This is a genomic window from Streptomyces recifensis (assembly GCF_002154615.1).
GTDB lineage: Bacteria > Actinomycetota > Actinomycetes > Streptomycetales > Streptomycetaceae > Streptomyces > Streptomyces griseoluteus.
Window position 1 is genome coordinate 1 of sequence record NZ_MUNH01000094.1, and the last position, 20,900, is coordinate 20,900.

General features: G+C 73.2%; 23 protein-coding genes. 15 read left to right on the forward strand and 8 right to left on the reverse strand.

Annotated features, from left to right (window positions below; translation table 11 throughout):
- Positions 1 to 888: a hypothetical protein gene (locus CCN33_RS06020; protein ID WP_425275829.1), complete on the forward strand. Its 888-nt coding sequence runs from the start codon at positions 1 to 3 to the stop codon at positions 886 to 888.
- A complete protein-coding gene (gene mycP / locus CCN33_RS06025; protein ID WP_086691919.1) occupies positions 885 to 2,054 on the forward strand; it encodes a type VII secretion-associated serine protease mycosin in 1,170 nt (389 codons plus the stop codon). Before CCN33_RS06020 ends, mycP begins: the two co-directional genes overlap by 4 nt.
- Here mycP and CCN33_RS06030 read toward each other — a convergent pair whose 3' ends face one another.
- Positions 2,055 to 2,744 (reverse strand): serine hydrolase, encoded by a 690-nt coding sequence (locus tag CCN33_RS06030; protein WP_086691922.1) that lies wholly within the window; start codon positions 2,742 to 2,744, stop codon positions 2,055 to 2,057. It lies immediately after the preceding gene.
- 51 nt (positions 2,745 to 2,795) lie between these two features.
- Between CCN33_RS06030 and CCN33_RS06035 the strand changes: the two genes are divergently transcribed.
- The gene (locus CCN33_RS06035) at positions 2,796 to 3,527 is read left to right on the forward strand and encodes an SseB family protein (protein ID WP_086691925.1); all 732 of its coding nucleotides are present in this window, start codon (positions 2,796 to 2,798) and stop codon (positions 3,525 to 3,527) included.
- 3 nt (positions 3,528 to 3,530) lie between these two features.
- Here CCN33_RS06035 and CCN33_RS06040 read toward each other — a convergent pair whose 3' ends face one another.
- Positions 3,531 to 3,887, reverse strand: a complete 357-nt coding sequence (locus tag CCN33_RS06040; protein ID WP_030812829.1) for a DUF1844 domain-containing protein — start codon at positions 3,885 to 3,887, stop codon at positions 3,531 to 3,533.
- Positions 3,888 to 4,297: 410 nt separating this feature from the next.
- Here CCN33_RS06040 and infC point away from each other — a divergent pair, with 410 nt between their 5' ends.
- From infC to CCN33_RS06085, 9 genes are all read left to right on the forward strand, one after another.
- Positions 4,298 to 4,960 (forward strand): translation initiation factor IF-3, encoded by a 663-nt coding sequence (gene infC, locus CCN33_RS06045; protein WP_086691928.1) that lies wholly within the window; start codon positions 4,298 to 4,300, stop codon positions 4,958 to 4,960.
- A 113-nt stretch (positions 4,961 to 5,073) separates the two neighbouring features.
- A complete protein-coding gene (gene rpmI / locus CCN33_RS06050; RefSeq protein ID WP_018549118.1) occupies positions 5,074 to 5,268 on the forward strand; it encodes a 50S ribosomal protein L35 in 195 nt (64 codons plus the stop codon).
- A gap of 105 nt (positions 5,269 to 5,373) precedes the next feature.
- Entirely contained in the window at positions 5,374 to 5,757 is a 384-nt protein-coding gene (gene rplT / locus CCN33_RS06055) for a 50S ribosomal protein L20 (RefSeq protein WP_030812835.1), read from the forward strand.
- 182 nt (positions 5,758 to 5,939) lie between these two features.
- Positions 5,940 to 6,800, forward strand: a complete 861-nt coding sequence (locus CCN33_RS06060; RefSeq protein WP_086691931.1) for a TrmH family RNA methyltransferase — start codon at positions 5,940 to 5,942, stop codon at positions 6,798 to 6,800.
- A 51-nt stretch (positions 6,801 to 6,851) separates the two neighbouring features.
- Positions 6,852 to 7,967, forward strand: a complete 1,116-nt coding sequence (locus CCN33_RS06065; protein WP_086691934.1) for a sensor histidine kinase — start codon at positions 6,852 to 6,854, stop codon at positions 7,965 to 7,967.
- 135 nt (positions 7,968 to 8,102) lie between these two features.
- The gene (pheS, locus tag CCN33_RS06070) at positions 8,103 to 9,224 is read left to right on the forward strand and encodes a phenylalanine--tRNA ligase subunit alpha (protein ID WP_086691937.1); all 1,122 of its coding nucleotides are present in this window, start codon (positions 8,103 to 8,105) and stop codon (positions 9,222 to 9,224) included.
- Entirely contained in the window at positions 9,224 to 11,737 is a 2,514-nt protein-coding gene (gene pheT, locus CCN33_RS06075; RefSeq protein ID WP_086691940.1) for a phenylalanine--tRNA ligase subunit beta, read from the forward strand. The genes pheS and pheT overlap by 1 nt, the downstream gene beginning before the upstream one ends.
- 393 nt (positions 11,738 to 12,130) lie before the next feature.
- Complete coding sequence (locus CCN33_RS06080; RefSeq protein WP_086691944.1) at positions 12,131 to 13,471, forward strand: NsdA family TPR-like regulatory protein; 1,341 nt, start codon at positions 12,131 to 12,133, stop codon at positions 13,469 to 13,471.
- Positions 13,472 to 13,567: 96 nt separating this feature from the next.
- Positions 13,568 to 14,107 (forward strand): NUDIX hydrolase, encoded by a 540-nt coding sequence (locus CCN33_RS06085; RefSeq protein WP_086691947.1) that lies wholly within the window; start codon positions 13,568 to 13,570, stop codon positions 14,105 to 14,107.
- On the opposite strand, the gene CCN33_RS06090 is transcribed toward CCN33_RS06085, so the two are convergent.
- Together CCN33_RS06090 and CCN33_RS06095 are read right to left on the reverse strand one after the other, a co-directional pair.
- Entirely contained in the window at positions 14,101 to 14,358 is a 258-nt protein-coding gene (locus tag CCN33_RS06090) for a hypothetical protein (protein WP_030812856.1), read from the reverse strand. The two genes, CCN33_RS06085 and CCN33_RS06090, sit on opposite strands and share 7 nt — an antisense overlap.
- Positions 14,359 to 14,585: 227 nt before the next feature.
- On the reverse strand, positions 14,586 to 15,458 hold the full coding sequence (locus CCN33_RS06095) for a 3-hydroxybutyryl-CoA dehydrogenase (protein WP_207229171.1): 873 nt from the start codon (positions 15,456 to 15,458) through the stop codon (positions 14,586 to 14,588).
- 169 nt (positions 15,459 to 15,627) lie between these two features.
- Here CCN33_RS06095 and CCN33_RS06100 point away from each other — a divergent pair, with 169 nt between their 5' ends.
- Positions 15,628 to 16,884: a glycoside hydrolase family 10-like protein gene (locus CCN33_RS06100; RefSeq protein WP_086691950.1), complete on the forward strand. Its 1,257-nt coding sequence runs from the start codon at positions 15,628 to 15,630 to the stop codon at positions 16,882 to 16,884.
- Between the two features lie 15 nt (positions 16,885 to 16,899).
- Here the strand turns inward: CCN33_RS06100 and CCN33_RS06105 are convergent, their stop codons facing one another.
- A complete protein-coding gene (locus tag CCN33_RS06105; protein WP_086691953.1) occupies positions 16,900 to 17,097 on the reverse strand; it encodes a DUF1918 domain-containing protein in 198 nt (65 codons plus the stop codon).
- A gap of 19 nt (positions 17,098 to 17,116) precedes the next feature.
- A complete protein-coding gene (locus CCN33_RS06110) occupies positions 17,117 to 18,028 on the reverse strand; it encodes a DMT family transporter (protein WP_086691955.1) in 912 nt (303 codons plus the stop codon).
- On the opposite strand from CCN33_RS06110, the gene CCN33_RS06115 reads away from it, so the two are divergent.
- Positions 18,027 to 19,460 (forward strand): aminotransferase-like domain-containing protein, encoded by a 1,434-nt coding sequence (locus CCN33_RS06115; RefSeq protein ID WP_208621667.1) that lies wholly within the window; start codon positions 18,027 to 18,029, stop codon positions 19,458 to 19,460. The genes CCN33_RS06110 and CCN33_RS06115 overlap by 2 nt on opposite strands.
- Before the next feature lie 124 nt (positions 19,461 to 19,584).
- A complete protein-coding gene (locus CCN33_RS06120; protein ID WP_086691961.1) occupies positions 19,585 to 20,178 on the forward strand; it encodes a histidine phosphatase family protein in 594 nt (197 codons plus the stop codon).
- Here CCN33_RS06120 and CCN33_RS06125 read toward each other — a convergent pair.
- The gene (locus CCN33_RS06125; protein WP_086691964.1) at positions 20,160 to 20,606 is read right to left on the reverse strand and encodes a DUF6314 family protein; all 447 of its coding nucleotides are present in this window, start codon (positions 20,604 to 20,606) and stop codon (positions 20,160 to 20,162) included. The two genes, CCN33_RS06120 and CCN33_RS06125, sit on opposite strands and share 19 nt — an antisense overlap.
- Positions 20,603 to 20,836 (reverse strand): hypothetical protein, encoded by a 234-nt coding sequence (locus CCN33_RS06130; protein WP_086691967.1) that lies wholly within the window; start codon positions 20,834 to 20,836, stop codon positions 20,603 to 20,605. The genes CCN33_RS06125 and CCN33_RS06130 overlap by 4 nt, the downstream gene beginning before the upstream one ends.
- Positions 20,837 to 20,900: the final 64 nt, after the last annotated feature.

Here is a 20,900-nt window from a genome sequence, read left to right on the forward strand (position 1 = left end):
GTGCCACCCGCGCCCGCCTGGAGCCCGGCGCCCGCGCCCGACCCGGCCCTCTCCTGGAACGCCCCCTGGCCGGTCGGCGCGTTCGGGCAGCCCGAGCCGTACGAGGAACCCGTCAGCGGCCTCGGCCCGCTGGCCCGGCTGCGCAGCCGCACCGGTGTCGCCGCCGTCTGCGTCGTGCTCGGACTCGGGCTCATCGGCGGTGCGCTGGCCGGGAGTTGGCTCACCGGCGAGGACGGCGACCGCACCGCGGACAGCGGCTTCGCCGCCGCCGGGTCGCTCTGGCACGACGTGCCCGTCGACCAGCTCTTCCCGCCCACCGTGCGGGGCACCGGCGCCGGACCCGGCGGAGCCGACCGGAGCTGGACCCGGATAGCGGTGGCCCCCGACACCGGCTGCGCGGGAGCCTTCGACCCGCTGTTGGCGCGCGCCCTCGCCCCCGTGGGCTGCGCCCGCCTGCTGCGCGCCACCTACACCGACGCCACCCGGACCCATGTCACCACCGTGGGACTGCTGTTCACCAAGGCCGACCCCGCGGCCATGGCCGGGCTCGCCGCCCGCTTCCGGAACGAGCGCCTCGACCGGCGCACCGACCTGCTGCCCCTGCCTTACGCCGCCGAGGGCACCCCCGCCGCCGGGTTCGGCGCGAAGCAGCGTGCGAGCTGGACGGTCAGTGTCCTCACCGACGCGCCCATCGTCGCCTTCGCCGTCTCCGGCTGGGCCGACGGCCGCACCGTCGACACCCCCGAGCCCGCCCAGGACGCGGTGCGCTCCGGCGCCACCTCCGCACCCGCGCAGGCCGGCCTCGGCAACGAGGCCCAGGGGCTCGCCGACCGTATCCAGCGCAAGCTCCGCCAGACCGTCAGCCCGGCCACGGAGAAACCGTCATGAGGCGCCGTACCCGCACCGCGTCCAGTCTGCTGCTCGCGGCCGGTCTCGCCCTGCTCCCCGCAGCCACCGCCCACGCCGACTCCATCCGCGCCCAGCAGTGGGGACTGTCCGCGCTCCATCTCGACGAGGCGTGGCGCACCACCCGGGGGCAGGGCGTCACCGTCGCCGTGCTCGACACCGGCGTGGAGGACGACCACCCCGACCTCGCGGGCAACGTGCTGCCCGGCAAGGACATGGTCGGCTTCGGCGCCGGGCCCGGCGACCGGGCCTGGGCCCGGCACGGCACCGCCATGGCCGGGATCATCGCCGGTCACGGGCACGGACCCGGCGACGGCGCAGGGATCATGGGCGTCGCGCCCGAGGCGAAGATCCTCCCCGTACGGGTCATCCTGGAGGACAAGGACCCCGCCCGCGCCAAGGCCCGGGTCACCCGCGGCAACGCCCTCGCGGACGGCATCCGCTGGGCCGCCGACCACGGCGCCGACGTCATCAACCTCTCCCTCGGTGACGACTCCGACTCCGCGCACCCCGAGGCCGGGGAGGACGAGGCCGTGCAGTACGCCCTCGGCAAGGGCGTCGTCGTGGTCGCCTCGGCGGGCAACGGCGGCGACAAGGGCGACCACGTCTCCTACCCGGCCGCCTACCCCGGCGTCATCGCCGTCGCCGCGGTCGACCGCTACGGCACCCGCGCCTCCTTCTCCACCCGCCGCTGGTACGCCGCCGTCAGCGCGCCCGGTGTGGACGTCGTCATCGCCGACCCCGACCACCGCTACTACGAGGGCTGGGGCACCTCGGCCGCCTCCGCCTTCGTCTCCGGCGCGGCGGCCCTGCTCAAGGCCGACCGGCCGAAGCTCACACCGGCCCAGGTCAAGAAGGTGCTGGAGGACACCGCGCGGGACGCCCCCGCGGGCGGCCGCGACGACTCCCGAGGCTTCGGCATGATCGATCCGGCCGCCGCCCTGAAGACCGCGGCGACCCTGAAGCCGGACACCCTCCGACCCGCCACCTACGCCAAGAAGTACTTCGGCCCGGGCCCCGACGCCTCCGGCTCCGCCTCCTCCGGCACCGGCTGGGCAGCCTGGCCGGCGGGCGCCACCGGCATCGCCCTCCTGATCGCGGCGGCCGTGGTGATCCGGCGCGGCCGCAGGCCGGGCACCCTTCACTGATCACGCGGAGTCGGCGAACGCCCGTACCGCCGCCCGCGCCGCCGACTCCACCAGGGCGATGCCCTCCGCCCGGCTCGACGTGCCTTCGGTGAGGACCGCCAGCAGGCGGTCCCCGTGGGCGCCCGACGCCCGGCCGACGCTGTGCACGACCCAGCGCCCGGTCGCGTCGCGCGGGAACCAGCCGTTCTTCAGCGCGCCGGGGCCCACCGCCGAGACACCCCATCGCTGGTCGGGCACCACGGAGGCCATCAGGGCGGCCAGACGGGCGCGCGAGGCCGGGGTCAGCACGGGGGAGGGGGCGAACACGTGCCGAAGCAGGGTCAGCTGGTCCCGCGCCGTGGTGCGGGTCAGGCCCCAGTAGCCGTTCGTGCCGCCCACCGTCGCGGTGAGGCCGAGGCGGCGGTGGGCCGCGTCCAGGCCGGGGGCGCCGCCGATCCCGTGCCACAGCTCGGTCGCCGAGGCGTTGTCGCTCCGGCCGATCATCCGCGCGGCCCGCTCCCGCTCCGCCCCCGTCAGCTCCCGGTCCGCGTCCTGGGCGCCGAGCAGCAGCGCGGCCAGGATGCCGACCTTGACCACGCTCGCCGCGTCGAAGGAGCCGTCGCCGTACACCGCGCTCCGTCCGGAGCCCGGATCGAGCACGCCCGCCGACAGCCGGGCTCCCTCGGGCACCGCCACCCTCAGCGCTCGCATCGACGCCTCCCGTCGGCTCGGCCCCGTCCCGCCCCCGATAGGGTCGGGAGCGTGGTGAACAAGAACATTCCCGACTCCGGGTTCTCCGACGACGACGGCTCCGCCGATCCCCGGCTGAGTGCCGCGCTCGCGGCCTGGGCCGAGGACCGGGCGGCGCTCGGGCCGGTGCTGGAGGCGCTCAAGGGAGCCCGGCTGCTCGTGCCCGTCGTCGCCGTGCTCGGGGAGGTCGAGGTGGACGAGAACGGGCTGCGCCGGGAGAAGACCAGCGACATGGCTGTTCCCACGCTGAAGGCCGCCGGGCGCACCGCGCTGCCCGCCTTCACCTCCACCGCGTCGCTGGCCCGCTGGGACCCCGCCGCCCGGCCGGTCGCCGTACCGCTGCACCAGGCGCTCCAGGCCGCCGCCCATGAGAAGGCCGACACGGTCGTGCTGGACCTCGCCGGGCCGGTGCCGTTCGAGCTGACCGGTCCCGCGCTGCTCGCGCTCGCCGAGGGCCGTACCAGCGTGGACCCGCTGACCGACCCGGCCGTGGTGGCCGCCGTCCGCGCGGCCGTCGCCGCCGAGCCCGCCGTACGCTCCGCGCACCTGGGCCCCGGCGAGGCCGACGGCACCCTGGCGCTCGTCCTGGACCCTGCCGTGCCGCCCGCCCGGGCCGCCCGCGCGGTCGCCGAGCGGCTGGCCGCCGACGAAACGCTGAGGGCCCGCCTGGTGCGCGGCCTCGACCTGGCACTCCTGCCGGCCGGAACCACCCCTCCGGGCGAGCCCCTGTTCGTGCGTGACTGACGACTAGCCGTAGACGGCCCCGGTGTACTTCTCGCCGGGGCCCTGGCCCGGCTCGTCCGGGACGAGGGACGCCTCGCGGAAGGCGAGCTGGAGCGACTTCAGGCCGTCGCGCAGCGGGGCGGCGTGGAAGGAGCTGATCTCGGTCGTGCTCGCGTCCAGCAGGCCGGCGAGGGCGCTGATCAGCTTGCGGGCCTCGTCCAGGTCCTTGTACTTCTCGCCCTCCTCGCTCAGCCCGAGCTTCACCGCGGCCGCGCTCATCAGGTTGACGGCGACCGTCACGATCACCTCGACAGCGGGGACCTCGGCGATGTCGCGGGTCATGGCGTCGAAGTCGGGCGTCTCAGGGGAGGTCTCACTCATACCCCACACGATAGGCGCCGGTCCCCGGCACCTCCCGACCGGACCCCGGCCGCACGGCCGGGAGACACGAGATTGGCTGCCGCGCGCCGCTCCTGCTAACCTGGTGTAACGACCGGCCGGACGAGTACGCCCACGCGGCGAGCACTCCGGCCCACAAGTGGAGGCTTCGAGCTCCCACCCGACCACCCTCACGGGCGGCGGGTCACCGGTCAGACGGATTCGTCGCCCAGGCGTCGGACACCGTCCGAGAGCGCGCCCCGCGGCCATCGCGGCGGTGTTCCGGTAGTTCGAGGAGCCCCGCATGTGATCGTCCGGGGCATTTTTTGTGCTTCGGCGCGGTTAGGTCTTACTGATACAGACGTTACGCGGCTGTCCGCCAGACCGTCGCGTGGTGCTACCGAGGAGGATCCATCAGCGCCGAGCCCCGCATCAACGACCGGATTCGCGTTCCCGAGGTGCGACTTGTCGGTCCCAGTGGCGAGCAGGTGGGCATCGTCCCGCTGGCCAAGGCACTGGAGCTTGCGCAGGAGTACGACCTGGACCTGGTCGAGGTCGCGGCGAACGCCCGTCCGCCCGTGTGCAAGCTCATGGACTACGGGAAGTTCAAGTACGAGTCGGCCATGAAGGCCCGTGAGGCGCGCAAGAACCAGGCGCACACGGTCATCAAGGAGATGAAGCTCCGGCCGAAGATCGACCCGCACGACTACGACACCAAGAAGGGTCACGTCGTCCGGTTCCTCAAGCAGGGCGACAAGGTCAAGATCACGATCATGTTCCGTGGCCGTGAGCAGTCCCGCCCCGAGCTGGGCTACCGACTGCTGCAGCGCCTCGCGGAGGACGTCCAGGACCTCGGGTTCGTCGAGTCGAACCCGAAGCAGGACGGCCGAAACATGATCATGGTCCTCGGTCCGCACAAGAAGAAGACCGAGGCGATGGCCGAGGCCCGCCAGGCGCAGGAGGCCCGCAAGGCCGACGCGAAGGCCAACCCCGGCCGCTCGCAGAACGCCGCGGACGCCGAGACCGCCGAGGACGTGGACGTCGAGGCCCCTGCCGAGGCTCCCGCCGAGGCGTGATCCCGAGGGACCCACAGGTCCCGACGGAACCAACCGATAAGAGAGCGACGCTCCACCGTGCCCGGTTTCACGACCGGGCACCGGAGCGCCACCGACGAGGAGATAACGGCGCTATGCCGAAGAACAAGTCGCACAGCGGTGCCAGCAAGCGCTTCAAGGTCACCGGCTCCGGCAAGGTGCTCCGTGAGCGCGCCGGCAAGCGCCACCTGCTCGAGCACAAGTCGTCCCGCGTGACGCGCCGCCTCACCGGCACCGCCGAGATGGCTCCGGGCGACGCCGCGAAGATCAAGAAGCTTCTCGGCAAGTGACGTCGCGGCGCCTCTAGCGCGCCGTACGTCGACACCGGGACCCAATCGTTTTCGGGTCGTGTGAGTCCGAGTCCACTCACCGGCCCCGCTACAAGGAGTTAACAAGTGGCACGCGTCAAGCGGGCAGTCAACGCCCACAAGAAGCGCCGGGCGATCCTCGAGCAGGCTTCCGGCTACCGTGGTCAGCGCTCGCGCCTGTACCGCAAGGCCAAGGAGCAGGTCACCCACTCGCTGGTCTACAACTACAACGACCGCAAGAAGCGCAAGGGTGACTTCCGTCAGCTCTGGATCCAGCGGATCAACGCCGCTGCCCGCGCCAACGGCATCACCTACAACCGCTTCATCCAGGGTCTCAAGGCCGCGAACATCGAGGTCGACCGCAAGATCCTGGCCGAGCTGGCCGTCAACGACGGCACCGCGTTCGCGGCGCTCGTCGAGGTCGCCCAGAAGGCGCTCCCGGCCGACGTGAACGCGCCGAAGGCCGCGTGACGCTGCGCTGGCCTTGAGCCGGTTGTCTCCAGGACCCGCAGGCTATTTTGCTTGCGGGTCCTGTCGTTGGGGCGGGCGGTGGGTGTCGTCGGGTGCGGCGCCGTCGTGGCTGGTCGCGCAGTTCCCCGCGCCCCTGGACGACACCGCTTGCTGTTGGATTTCGGTTGAAAGTGATGAGGAACATGGGCTCCGGCAACCCTGAGTTGATCTCTCCTCGTTCGGCGCGGGTGAGTGCCGCGCGACGGCTGGGGAGGCGGAATTTCCGGGGGAAGGAGCGGCTGTTCCTCGCGGAGGGGCCGCAGGCCGTGCGGGAGGCCGCCGGGCACCGGGTCGACGGGGAGTCCACGCTGGTGGAGCTGTTCGCCACCGTCGAGGCCGCGGAGCGGTACGCCGACATCATCGCCGAGGCACGTGCCGCGGGCGCGCGGGTGCACCTCGCCGACGAGGACGTCATCGCCGACATCTCCACCACCGTCACCCCGCAGGGTGTCGTCGGCGTCTGCCGGTTCCTGGACACCCCGTTCGAGGACATCCTCTCCGCCCGCCCCGCCCTGGTCGCCGTCCTCGCGCACGTCCGCGACCCCGGCAACGCGGGCACGGTCCTGCGCTGCGCGGATGCCGCCGGCGCCGACGCGGTCATCCTCACCGACGCCTCCGTGGACCTGTACAACCCCAAGGCCGTACGCGCCTCCGTCGGCTCCCTCTTCCACCTGCCCGTCGCCATGGGCGTCCCCGTGGAACAGGCCGTCCAGGGGCTCAAGGACGCCGGGGTGCGCATCCTCGCCGCCGACGGCGCCGGGGACCGCGACCTCGACGAGGAGCTGGACAAGGGCGCCATGGGCGACCCCACCGCCTGGGTGTTCGGCAACGAGGCGTGGGGACTGCCCGAGGAGACCCGGGCCCTCGCCGACGCCGTCGTCAGCGTCCCCATCCACGGCAAGGCCGAGAGCCTGAACCTGGCGACCGCCGCCGCCGTATGCCTCTACGCGTCGGCGCGCGCCCAGCGCGCTCCCGGAGGCTGCCGTTCCGTCACCCGGAGCTAGTAGGGTGACCCACTCGGGGGCCCTGCGCAGGCTGAGAGGTGGGGTACGGGGATGAGTGTGGTCGGCACGAGTGCGGCGCCGGACGGGCGGGACGTGCGCGCGTTTCCCGCCGACGCGATCGACCCCGACCAGCTCCCCGACGGGCTCGTCGTCGCCGACGAGCACGGCCGGGTCGTACGGTTCAACGCCGCCGCCGCCCGGATCACCGCCGTCAGCCCCGCCGACGCCCTCGGCCGGCCGCTGGAGAAGGCGCTGCCGCTGGAGGACCTCGAAGGCCGCCGCTGGTGGCAGCTCACCGACCCCTACGGCGGCCTCGCCATCCGGGTCCGCCAGCCCGAGCGGAACCTGCTGCTGCCCGGCGGCCGCGAGGTGCTGGTCGCCGCCCGCTACGTACGCGACGAGCCCCTCGGCCCGCTGCGCCGCCTGGTCGTCACCCTCCGGGACACCGACGCCCGGCGCCGCACCGAGCGCAGCCATGCCGAGCTGATCGCCACCGTCGCGCACGAGCTGCGTTCCCCGCTGACCTCCGTCAAGGGTTTCACCGCCACCCTGCTGGCCAAGTGGGAGCGGTTCACCGATGAGCAGAAGCGGCTGATGCTGGAGACCGTCGACGCCGACGCCGACCGGGTCACCCGGCTCATCGCCGAACTCCTCGACATCTCCCGCATCGACAGCGGCCGGCTGGAGGTGCGCCGCCAGCCCGTCGACATCGGAGCCGCCGTCGGTCGGCACATCCAGGCCCACGTCGCCGCCGGCCAGCCCGCCGACCGCTTCCTGCTCCGCGTCGAGCACCCGCTGCCCGCCCTGTGGGCCGACCCCGACAAGGTCGACCAGGTGCTCAGCAACCTGCTGGAAAACGCGGTGCGCCACGGCGCCGGAACCGTCACAATCGACGTCACGCCCGCCCCGTCCCCGCGCGAGGGCGAGGAGACAGCCACGTCGGTCACGGTGAGCGACGAGGGGCCCGGCATCCCGGAGGAGTCCATGAACCGCGTCTTCACCCGCTTCTGGCGGGGCAGCAAGCGCGGCGGCACCGGCCTCGGGCTCTACATCGTCAAGGGCATCGTCGAGGCCCACGGCGGCACCATCACGGTCGGCCGCGCCCCCGGTGGCGGCGCGCGGTTCCGATTTACGTTGCCCGTGAGCGCCCCGGCCTACCTGGCCTAGGCGCCCGCGGGCCATTCGTCCAGCCCGTCCCCGTTAGACTCGGCCCCTGGCACCTTTGTGTCCGTACGCGGCCCGCCGGGACCCCCTCGGGCGGTGACGGGACCACCAGCCACCCAATCGGAAGCACGGGAAGAGATGTCGGCACCGAATAAGTCGTACGACCCTGTCGAGGTCGAGGCGTTGAAACCGGAAGAGATCGAGCGCATGCGGGACGAGGCGCTCGCCGCCTTCCGTGCCGCGGACTCCCTCGAGGCGCTCCACGAGGCCAAGGTCGCCCACACCGGCCCGGCCTCCCCGCTGTCCCTCGCCAACCGCGAGATCGGCGCCCTGCCCCCGCACGCCAAGGCCGACGCCGGCAAGCGGGTCGGCATGGCCCGCGGCGCCGTCAACAAGGCGCTCGCGGCCCGCCAGGCGGAGCTGGAGGCCGAGCGCGACGCGCGGGTGCTGGTCGAGGAGGACGTCGACGTCACCCTGCCGTACGACCGTGTCCCCGCCGGTGCCCGGCACCCGCTGACCACGCTCTCCGAGCGCATCGAGGACATCTTCGTGGCCATGGGCTACGAGGTCGCCGAGGGCCCCGAGGCCGAGGCCGAGTGGTTCAACTTCGACGCGCTCAACATCGGCCCCGACCACCCGGCGCGCGGTGAGGCCGACACCTTCTTCGTCCGCGACGAGAAGGGCGGCACCGAGTCCGGCGTCGTGCTGCGCACCCACACCTCGCCCGTGCAGATCCGCTCCCTGCTGGACCGCGAGCCGCCGGTCTACGTGATCTGCCCCGGCCGCGTGTACCGCACCGACGAGCTGGACGCCACGCACACCCCGGTCTTCCACCAGGTCGAGCTGCTCGCCGTCGACGAGGGCCTGACCATGGCCGACCTCAAGGGCACTCTGGACCACATGGTCCAGTCGCTGTTCGGCCCGGACATGAAGACCCGGCTGCGGCCGAACTTCTTCCCGTTCACCGAGCCGTCCGCCGAGATGGACATGGTGTGCTACGTCTGCCGCGGCGCGTCCGTCGGCAACCCCGACCGGCCCTGCCGCACCTGCTCCAGCGAGGGCTGGATCGAGCTGGGCGGCTGCGGCATGGTCAACCCCAAGGTGCTGACCGCCTGCGGTGTCGACCCGGAGAAGTACAGCGGGTTCGCCTTCGGGTTCGGCATCGAGCGGATGCTGATGTTCCGCCACAACGTCGAAGACATGCGAGACATGGTCGAGGGTGACGTCCGGTTCACCCGGCCGTTCGGGATGGAGATCTGATGCGTGTCCCGCTTTCCTGGCTGCGGGAGTACGTCGACCTGCCGGAGTCCGAGACCGGCCGCGACGTACAGGCCAAGCTCATCGACTCCGGCCTCGAGGTCGAGACCGTCGAACAGCTCGGTGCCGGCCTGAAGGGCCCCCTCGTCGTCGGCCAGGTGCTGACCATCGAGGAGCTGGAGGGCTTCAAGAAGCCGATCCGCTTCTGCACGGTCGACGTCGGCACCGCCAACGGCACCGGTGAGCCGCAGGAGATCGTCTGCGGTGCCCGCAACTTCGCGGTCGGCGACAAGGTCGTCGTGGTCCTGCCCGGCGCAGTGCTGCCCGGCGACTTCGCCATCGCCGCGCGCAAGACGTACGGCAAGACCTCGCACGGCATGATCTGCTCCACCGACGAGCTGGGCATGGGCGACGACGGCACCCACGGCATCATCGTGCTGCCGCCGGAGACCGAGGTCGGCAAGGACGCCATCGAGCTGCTGGAGCTGGTCGACGAGGTGCTGGACATCGCCGTCACCGCCAACCGCGGCGACTGCCTGTCCATCCGCGGCGTCGCCCGCGAGACCGCCATCGCCTACGGCCTGCCGCTGCGCGACCCGGCGCTGATCGACGTGCCCGCGCCGAACGCTTACGGCTACCCGGTGAAGGTCTCCGACCCGATGGGCTGCGACCGCTTCACCGCCCGCACCGTCACCGGTCTGAGCCCCGAGGCGCGGTCCCCGATCTGGCTGCGCCGCCGCCTGCAGAAGGTCGGCATGCGCCCGGTCTCGCTGGCCGTGGACGTCACCAACTACGTGATGATGGAGCTGGGCCAGCCCCTGCACGCCTACGACCGCACCTCGGTCCAGGGCGCCATCGGGGTCCGCCGCGCCGAGGAGGGCGAGAAGCTGCGCACCCTCGACGGGGTCGAGCGCACGCTGCACGCCGAGGACCTCGTCATCACCGACGAGCGCGGCCCCATCGGCCTGGCCGGTGTCATGGGCGGCGCGAACACGGAGATCGCCGACCACGACGACACCGAGCGCTCCACCTCGGACGTCGTGGTGGAGGCGGCCCACTTCAACGCCGTCTCCGTCGCGCGTACGGCCCGCCGGCACAAGCTGTCCACCGAGGCGTCCCGCCGCTACGAGCGCGGTGTCGACCCCGAGGCCGCCGCCGCTGCCGCGCAGCGCACCGTGGACCTGCTGGTCCTGCTCGCGGGCGGCACCGCCGAGGCCGGCGTCACCGAGATCGTCGCGCCGTCCGCGCCGCGCACGATCGCCATCCCGGCCGACCACCCGGACAAGGTCGCGGGCGTCACCTACGGCCGCGAGACCGTCGTCCGCCGTCTCCAGGAGATCGGCAGCGACGTGTACGGGCAGGACGAGCTGATCGTCACCGTCCCGTCCTGGCGGCCCGACCTCACCGACCCCAACGACCTCGCGGAGGAGGTCATCCGGCTGGAGGGCTACGAGAACCTGCCCTCCACGCTGCCCAGGCCCCGCTCCGGCCGCGGCCTGACCCACCGCCAGCGGCTGCACCGCCGGGTCGGCCGCGCCCTGGCCGGCGCGGGCTACGTCGAGGCGCCGAACTACCCGTTCGTCTCCGAGCAGGTCTTCGACCAGCTCGGTCTGGACGCCGGTGACCCGGCCCGCCGCGTGGTGAAGCTGGCCAACCCGCTCAACGACGAGGAGCCCGCGCTCCGCACCACGCTGCTGCCCGGCCTGCTGGGCGCGCTGCGCCGCAACGACGGCCGGGGCTCGCACGACCTGGCGCTGTTCGAGACCGGCCTGGTCTTCCTGCCGCGCGAGGCCGCCGCTGTGGCCGGACACCTGCCCGTCGACCGCCGGCCCACCGACGAGGAGATCGCCCGCCTGGACGCCGTGCTGCCCGAGCAGCCGCGCCACGTGGCCGTCGCCCTCACCGGCGCCCGCGAGCAGGCCGGCTGGTGGGGCAAGGGCCGCCCGGCCGACTGGGCGGACGCCGTCGAGGCCGCCCGGACCGTCGCCCGCGAGACCGGTGCCGAGCTGATCGTGCGCAAGGCCCAGTACGGCCCCTGGCACCCCGGCCGCTGCGCCGAGCTGGCGGTCGTGGTGGACGGCGCCGAGCGCGTCGTCGGCCACGCGGGCGAACTCCACCCGCGCGTGCTCAAGGCCCTCGGTCTGCCCGAGCGCACCTCGGCGATGGAGGTCGACCTGGACGCCCTGGAGGAGGCCGGCGACGACACCCCGCAGGCGCCCGCCATCTCCACCTTCCCGGTCGCCACGCAGGACGTCGCGTTGGTCGTCGACAAGCCGGTGCCGGCCGCCGACGTCGAGGCCGCGCTGCGCGAGGGCGCGGGCGAGCTGCTGGAGTCCATCCGGCTGTTCGACGTGTACGAGAACCCGGAGCAGCTCGGCGAGGGCCGCAAGTCCCTGGCGTACGCGCTGCGCTTCCGGGCCGCCGACCGCACGCTGACCGTGGACGAGGCGTCCGCGGCGCGCGACGCCGCGGTCGCCGTGGCGAACGAGCGCACGGGCGCGGAGCTGCGCGGCTGACCCCCGCGAGAAGCCGAAGGCACCGGCCGGTCACGGACTCGATCCGTGGCCGGCCGGCGCCGTTCCCGGCGCCCGCCGGGCCGGGTGCCCGGCCGCCGCCGCGCGAACGCGGGGCCGGTGGCCCGAGGGCCGTACCGGCGACGCGGTACCGGTTCCGCGCGGCGGTGAGAGGCGGGGCTCCGCCCGACGCCCGGGGGCGCTCGGCCGGACCGCCGCCTTCTGAGGGGGAGCGGGCGGCCCGGCCCGCCTCTGGTGAGGCGGGGGACCCAAGTGAAGCGGCCCGGCCCGCTCGCCGGACAGTGCGCGCGGGGCGCGGATGCGCGCACTTTGTTCACACCCCGTGTGAACCCGTTCGCACTACGCTTACGGCACCACGCCACTCGGGGGGCCACCATGCAGCCCAACACTCTGCTCGACGCGATCCTGGACGAGGCGGGGATCTCGCACGCCGGGCTCGCCGCCCACGTCAACCAGGCGGGCCGCCGCCGGGGACTCGCCCTCAGATACGAACACACCGCCGTCGCCCGCTGGCTGAAGGGCCAGCGGCCCAGAGGCCAGGTGCCGGACCTGATCTGCGAGGTGCTCGCGGGACGGTTACGGCGCCCGGTCACGCTGGACGACATCGGTCTCGGCGTACCGGGTGAACCGGCCACCGCGCACGCCGGCTCGCTCTCCGGCTTCGTGGAGCGGGCCACCGCGCTGTGGCGCTCCGACGAACAGCAGCGCCCGCACGTCCTGGGCGCCCCCGCCGTCACCGGCACGCCCGCCGTGATGCCGGTGTGGGAGTGGGAGAACCCGCCGGAGGACGTCGACGTCTCGCGCGGCGGACACCTCCGGGTCACCGAGGCCGACATCGGCACCCTGCGGGCGGCCCGCGCCCACTACGAGCAGATGTACCGCAAGACGGGCGGGGTGGCGACCCGCACCCGGATCGTCGGCTTCCTCAACGCCGAGGCCGCGCCCCTGCTGCGCGGCAGCTACCCCGACGACACCGGCCGTCAACTGCACCGAGCCACCGGAGGGTTGGTGGCCATCGCGGGCATCTGCGCCTACGACTCCGACGCCCACGGCCTGGCCCAGCGCTACTTCCACCAGGCGCTGCGGCTGGCCAAGGCGAGCGGCGACCGGGGGCTGGGGGCGTACGTGATAGCGCTGCTGGTCAACCAGTCGCTGTTCATGCGGGAGTACCGCCAGGCGGTCGCCTTCGCGGAGGCCGCGCTGCGTACGGCGGGCCGCCACATCACCCCGGCGCTCGCCTCCGACTTGTACGCGATGCAGGCCAAGGCGTACGCGCACCTCGGCGACGGGGGCGGCGCGCTGTCCTGCATCCGGCGGGCGGAGTCGGCGGCCGGGCAGATCCGGCCGGGCACCGAGCCGGACGAGACCGGCTACGTCCAGCCGGGCCTGGTGAACGTCCAGGTGGCCGAGGCGCTGCTGAGCCTCGGTGAACTGTCGGCCGCGCGGGAGCACGCGGCGGCGGCCGTGGACACCCCGGCGCACGACCGGGGCCGGGTGCACCGGCTGGCGATGCTGAGCACGATCGAGCTGCGGCAGGGCAACGCCGACAAGGCGGTGGCGACGGCCGTGCAGATGGCCGAGCAGGCCCGCGGCATGGAGTCCCAGCGGCTGCGCGACCGGCTCCGGGCGGTCCGCGAGTACCTGGTGCGCTGCGGCTCGGCCGGCACCGCGGACGCGGCGGAACTGATCGACGGCGCGCTGCGCGTCCCGCTGTAGCGGGCGGGGGCGCGCGCCGCCGAAGCGAGCGCCCTGTAGGCCGGGAATAGTCCCTGCTGCGATATTGCCACTTACTCGGCGGAAGGTGGCAGAACCGTGCAGTGGACGAAACAGAACGAACAAACTGTGTACGCGAATCGCTGGTTCAGCGTCAATCTGGCGGATGTCGAGCTGCCCAACGGCTCACATCTGGACCACTTCCTGATCCGGCTCCGTCCGGTCGCCGTCGCCACGGTGGTCAACGAGGCCAACGAGGTCCTGCTGCTGTGGCGGCACCGCTTCATCACCGACAGCTGGGGCTGGGAACTGGCCGCCGGGGTCGTGGAGGACGGGGAGGACATCATGACCGCGGCCGCGCGGGAGCTGGAGGAGGAGACCGGCTGGCGGCCGGGGCCTCTGCACCACCTGATGAGTGTGGAGCCGTCCAACGGCCTCACCGACGCCCGGCACCACGTCTACTGGTCCGACCAGGGTGAGTACACCGGTCATCCCGTGGACGACTTCGAGTCGGACCGCCGTGAGTGGGTCCCGCTCAAACTCGTCCCCGACATGATCGCCCGAGGGGAGGTCCCGGCCGCCAACATGGCGGCCGCGTTACTCCTGCTGCACCATCTCCGGCTCGCCGACGGTCAGTGAGCCAGCGCCTGCCAGACGGCGACGGCCAGCGCTCCGAGGGCGGTGAGCGCGGCCACCGAGGTCAGTGGCCAACGGGCGTGTTCGAGGGACTTCACGCGGGAGTTCAGCTCGTCGAGCTCCTTGGCGGTCTCCTCGGTACGGTGACTGAGCAGGGCCAGCCCGCCTTCGACGCGCGCGTAGGCGACGTCGAGGCGGCGGCGTAACTCGGCCAGTTCTCCGTGAACCACGGCCTGCTCCGGTTCGACGGTCACGGGTCCACTCCTTTCCGTGGTCGGACGGGACGACTCCGCATCCCTTGCATGCGCATGCAGAGTCAACCGCCCTGGTGGGCCCGTGGGGAGCGTGTGCGAACGGCATATGCGAGCCCCCGGCGCACACGGAGTGTGAAACACATGGACCCGGCACTCATATGAGTGCCGGGTCCATGTGCGATCGACATGTGTGCGGTCAGCACGTGTGCGACCACCCCACAGTCTGCTCAGTACGAGTAGAAGCCCGACCCGGACTTCCGGCCCAGCCGGCCCGCCTCGACCATGCGCTGGAGCAGCGGGGGAGCGGCGTACAGCGGCTCCTTGTACTCGGCGTACATGGAATTGGCGATCGAGACGATCGTGTCCAGGCCGATGAGGTCGGAGAGCTTCAGGGGACCCATCGGGTGGGCACAGCCCATCTCCATGCCGTTGTCGATGTCCTCACGGCTGGCGATGCCGGACTCGAACATCCGGATCGCGGAGAGGAGGTACGGCACCAGCAGCGCGTTGACGACGAAGCCGGAGCGGTCCTGCGCGCGGATGGCGTGCTTGCCCAGCGTCTTCTCCGCGAAGATCTGCGCCCGGCTGAGCGTGCCCTCGGAGGTGGTGAGGGCCGGGATCAGCTCGACCAGGTTCTGCACCGGGGCCGGGTTGAAGAAGTGGATCCCGATCACGTGGTCGGGGCGCGAGGTGGCGACCGCCAGCTTGACCAGGGGGATGGAGGAGGTGTTCGAGGCCAGGATCGCGTCCGGGCGGGTCACCACCTGGTCGAGCACCTGGAAGATCTCCGTCTTCACCTGCTCGTTCTCCACCACGGCCTCGATCACCAGATCGCGGTCGGCGAACTCGCCCAGGTCGGTGGTGAAGCTCAGCCGGGAGAGGGCCGCGTCGCGCTCCTCCTCGCTGATCTTGCCGCGCTCGGCCGCCTTGGCCAGGGAGTTGTGCAGCCGGGTACGGCCGTACTCCAGGGCGTCGCCGGTGGTCTCGGCGACCTTCACGTCCAGTCCCGCGCGTGCGCACACCTCGGCGATGCCCGCGCCCATCTGGCCGCAGCCCACGACTCCGACGCGCGAGATGTCTCCGGCTCGGAAGTCCGTCACATCGTCCCCTTCGCTGGTTCTCCGGCTCGTGCAGGGCGTCCGGATTCGGTGCCTGCTCCGATCGTGCACGTTACCGCCAAGTATCGATGATCGATCGACGGGGTAGGGACAAGCCGTGCCTCCGGGACGATCCGTCACGGGGCGGACTCGGAGCGTGGGGGAGGTGCCGATGACGGCTCGCGCGGTGACCGGGACGCGTACGGGGGTGGCGGCCGTCTCGCGGCGGACGCTCGCCCTGGGGGCGCTGGCCGCTCTGGCGACGGCCGGGAGCACCCCGGCGTACGCCTCGGGACGGCACCGCCGGGAGATGCGCGGGGTCTGGCTCGCCACGGTCGCCAACCGGGACTGGCCCTCGCGGCCGGGGCTCCCGCCCGAGGAGCAGCGGGCCGAGTTGATCGCCCACCTCGACCGGGCGGTGGCCGACCGGCTGAACACCGTGATCTTCCAGGTGCGCCCCACCGCCGACGCCCTGTGGCCCTCGCCGTACGAGCCCTGGGCGGAGTACCTCACCGGCACCCAGGGCCGCGACCCCGGCTGGGACCCCCTGGGCACCGCCGTGCGCGAGGCCCACGCGCGCGGCCTGGAACTGCACGCCTGGTTCAACCCGCACCGCGTCGCCAACCACACCGACCCCGGCCGGCTCACCCCGGACCATCCGGCGCGGCTCCACCCGGAGTGGGTGGTGCCCTACGGCGGCAAGCTGTACTACAACCCCGGCCTGCCCGAGGTCCGGCGCTTCGTCCGGGTGGCCATGCTGGACGCGGTCGCCAAGTACCCCGTGGACGCGGTCCACTTCGACGACTACTTCTACCCGTACCCGGTCGCCGGGCAGACCTTCGACGACGACACCGCCTACGACGCGTACGGGGGCGGCTTCGAGGACCGGGCCGCCTGGCGGCGCGACAACATCGACCGGCTGGTGCGGGAGGTCGCGGCGGGCATCCGCCGGGTCCGGCCCGGCACCCGCTTCGGGATCAGCCCCTTCGGCGTCTGGCGCAACGCGGCGACCGATCCGCGCGGCTCCGACACCCGGGCCGGCGTGCAGACGTACGACGACTTGTACGCGGACACCCGGAGGTGGGTGCGCGAGCACTGGATCGACTACATCGTCCCGCAGATCTACTGGAACATCGGCTTCCCGGCCGCCGACTACGCCAAGCTCCTCGACTGGTGGGCGGCCGAGGCCGCGGGCACCGGGACCCGGCTGTACGTGGGGGAGGCGCTCTACAAGGCGGGCGCGGCCGGGCAGCCTCCCGCCTGGCAGGACCCCGCCGAACTGTCCCGGCATCTCACCCTGGCCGATGAATATCCGCAGGTGCGCGGGCATGTGTTCTTCGCCGCCCAGGACGTGGCCCGCGATCCGCTGGGCGCGATGGCACGGGTGGTCGCCGACCACTACCGCCGGCCGGCGAGACCCCCGCGCTGACCCCGTTGTGTTCCGTTAGCTCGTCTCGTCCTCGTGGTGGCGGACCTGGCAGTCCGGGCCGGGCGACATGATGGCCTCGTGCCCGTCCTCGAAGCGGACGCGGTAGGGCGGTTCGCCCTTCTCGCCGATCACTTCGACCACTTCGGTGACCTGATCGTGCTGGCCCACCACTCGTCCGTGCTGGACGAGGTGGTCGCCCTTCGTAGCGCGCATTGTGAGGCCCTCCTCACGGTCACGACCGTTGGGTGACGGCGATGCACACGAGCACGGCGACCGCGGTCAGCGGGGCCGCGGCGGGGACGTGCTCGCCCAGTAGCAGTGCCGACCACACCAGTGTGAGCAGGGGCTGGGCCAACTGCAACTGGCTGGCCCGCGGGATGCCGACGACCGCCATGCCCCGGTACCAGAGCAGCAGCCCGAGGAACTGCGAGCCCACCGCGACCCACAGCACCCCGGCGATCCCGTGGGCGGTGAGCCGCACCGGCTCGTGCCCCAGGGCCACCGCCGTGCCGAGCGCGCTCAGCGGCAGGCACAGCACCAGGGCCCAGCCGATGACCTGCCAGCCCGGCATGACCCGGGCGAGCCGGCCGCCCTCCGTGTACCCGGCCGCGCAGATCAGCAGGGCCCCGAAGAGATAGACGTCCGCCCTGGTCAGGGCGCCGCCGCTCTGGGTGACCGTGAACGCGACGACGGCCGCGGCGCCGGCCAGGGCCGCCGTCCAGAAGCGGCGCGAGGGGCGTACGCCGGTGCGCAGGGCGGACACCGCGGCGGTGGTCAGGGGCAACAGGCCCACGACGACGGCCGCGTGCGCGGTGGTCGAGGTCTGGAGCGCGAGCGTCGTCAGCAGCGGGAAGCCCAGCACCGTGCCGATCCCGACCATCGCGAGCCCCGGCAGATGGCGGGCCTCGGGCAGCGGCACGCGCAGAAGCAGCAGGCAGGCGCCCGCGACCAGGGCCGCGAGGACACCCCGGACCGCCACGAGCGACCAGGGCCCGAAGCTCTCCAGACCCCAGGCGGTGGCCGGGAAGGTGAGGGAGAAGGCGACGACGCCGAGGGCCGCCTGGCCGGTGCCCACGAGGAGGGGCTCGCGGGGTGCGGTGACTGCTATCGCGGTCGTATCGGTAGCGCTACTCTGTGCTCTCATGAACGAGCGTAGCAGTGTGCGGGAGCTGGCGGAACAGTTGCGGAGGGAGCTGGACCGCTACTCACCTGGTGGAAAGCTCCCGTCGAGCCGTGCGCTGGTCGAGCGGTTCCGGGTCAGTCCGGTCACCGTCTCCCGCGCGTTGGCCCGGCTCGCCGCCGAGGGCCTGGTCGTCACCCGGCCCGGCGCGGGTGCCTTCCGGGCCGGCCCGCGCGCCGCGACCCCGCCCGCCGGGGACACCTCCTGGCAGGAGGTCGCGCTGAGCGCCGACGCCGCCGGAGATGTCGTACCGCGCACCGTGGACGCCTCCGGGGTCATGGTCTCGCTGCCCGCACCGCCGCCCGGCGTGCTGGAACTGAGCGGCGGCTACCCGCACCCCGGTCTCCAGCCCGAGCAGGCCATGGCCGCCGCGCTCGCCCGCGCCGGACGACGGCCCGGTGCCTGGGGCAGGCCGCCGCTGGAGGGGCTGCCCGAACTGCGGGAGTGGTTCGCCCGGGGCATCGGCGGGTCCGTCACCGCAGCCGAGGTGCTCATCGCGTCCGGCGGCCAGTCCGCGCTGGCCACCGCGCTGCGCGCGCTCGCCCCGCCCGGCGCGCCGGTCCTGGTCGAGTCGCCCACCTACCCCGGCATGCTGGACCTCGCCCGCGCCGCCGGCCTGCGGCCCGTACCGGTGCCGGTCGACGCCGACGGCGTACGCCCCGAACTGCTGGCCGACGCCTTCCGCGCCACCGGCGCCCGCGTCTTCGTCTGCCAGCCCCTGTTCCAGAACCCGACCGGCGCCGTGCTCGCCCCCGACCGCCGCACCGAGGTGCTGCGCATCGCCCGCGCCTCGGGTGCCTTCGTCATCGAGGACGACTTCGTACGCCGTCTCGCGCACGCCGACGCTCCTGAACTGCCCCGGCCGCTGGCGGCGGACGACCCGGACGGGGTCGTGGTGCACGTCGGCTCGCTCACCAAGGCGACCTCACCCAGCTTCCGGGTGGCCGCCCTCGCCGCGCGCGGACCGGTGCTGGAACGCCTGCGCGCCATCCAGGTCGTGGACAGTTTCTTCGTGCCCCGGCCGCTCCAGGAGGCGGCGCTCGAACTCGTCGGCTCACCGGCATGGCCGCGCCATCTGCGCTCGCTGGCGGCGGAGTTGGCGGCACGCCGGGAGGCGATGACCGGCGCGCTCGGGCTGCTTCTGCCCGAACTCGCCCTGCCGCACATTCCGTTCGGCGGCTACCACCTCTGGCTCCGGCTGCCCGAGGGTGTCACGGAGTCCGCGCTGACCGCCGCCGCGCTGCGCGCGGGCATCTCCGTCACCCCCGGCCGGCCCTACTTCAGCGCCGAACCCCCGGCGGCCCACCTCCGGCTGAGCTTCGCCGCGGTCGCGAGCACGGGAGAAATCGCGGAAGGGGTGCGGCGGCTGCGGTCGGCGTGGGACGAAGTGCGGTGAACGCGCACAAGTCGAAGCGGAAAAAGGGGCGTTGAGACAGCGGGGGCGGTGTTTTCCGGTCACCCTCACAGCGGCCCGCGTGCGGGCACTTGACCGGCCCCCGTACGGGGATCACCATCACCGCATGCCACTTCGGGTGACGTTCGTGGCCGCAGCGCACGGTTCCCCGTCGCACGCGGAGCGGTTCCAGGACGACCGGCCGCTGGACCAGGCGGGCTGGGACGAGGTGCAGCGCGTCGTCGGGTATCTGCTGCCGCTCGCGGCCGCCGAGTTGCGCTACTGCTCCCCGACCCCGCGCAGTCGCGCCACCGGCGATGCGCTCGGCTACGCCCCGCTCTCCCAGCTGGCCCTGCGTGACTGCGACATGGGGCGCTGGCGGGGGCTGACCCTGGCCGAGGCGATGGCCCGCGAGCCGCAGGCGGTGGACGCCTGGCTCGCCGACCCGAGAGCCAGCCCGCATGGCGGCGAATCGATGCTCGCCTTCATCTCACGGGTGGGCGGCTGGCTCGACACCCGGCCCGGTGACGACCACGCCCGCATCGTCGCCGTGGCCGAACCGGCCGTGATCCGCGCGGCCCTGGTCTACGCCCTCCAGGCGCCGCCGGCCGCCTTCTGGAGCATCGACGTACGGCCGCTCTCCACGATCACCGTCGCCGGCCGCGCGGGCCGCTGGACCCTGCGGCTGGACGCGGTGTCGCCTCAGCCCTCACGCACGTAGTCGGTGGTGAGCACGAGGTCCTTCTTCGGGCCGCCGACCCGCCACACCGAACGCCAGTGGTCGGCGTCGGTCACGGTGAACTCGCCCCGGTAGAAGTCGGCCGCGCAGGGGTGCCCGGCGATGTGCCGCCCGCTGCGCAGGTCCAGGTCGTGGAAGGGCCGCCCGTCCGCGAACCGCACGTCCGCCGTGCCCGGCTCGGCCCCCGCCATGAACCGCAGCGTCCGCGTCGCGGGCCGCGTCACGCCCTGCCAGGTGAACTCCCCGGCCTCCTCGTGCAGCAACCCGCCGTCCAGCGGGCTGAAGCCGGTGTGCCCGGTGAAGTACCCCTCGTCCGCGCCCGCGAGATCCCGCACGGTACGGGTCACCCGCCACCGCCCGGCGAGGAACCCGAGCGTGTCGGCCACCGGCCGGCACTCGCCGTCCGTCACCGTGTCCTCCTGAAGGGCCCGCCGGGTGAGTCCGCAGGCGTCTTCCGCTCGGCCTCCGCCCGGATCTTCTGGTACGCGGCATGGCCGGTCGCCCGGAACGCCTCCTCGTACGCGGCCGGCACGCCCCCGGCGCCGCCCCGCCGCCGCACGTGGAGAGTCAGCCCGGTCAGCGCTCCCGGCACCACCGCCGGCCCACCGCACAGGATCAGGTACGGCACCCACACCTCCATACCCCGAGCTTACGGTCCGCCCCTCCGCCGGTGACCGCCCCCTCCACCGGCGGAGGGGCGGACC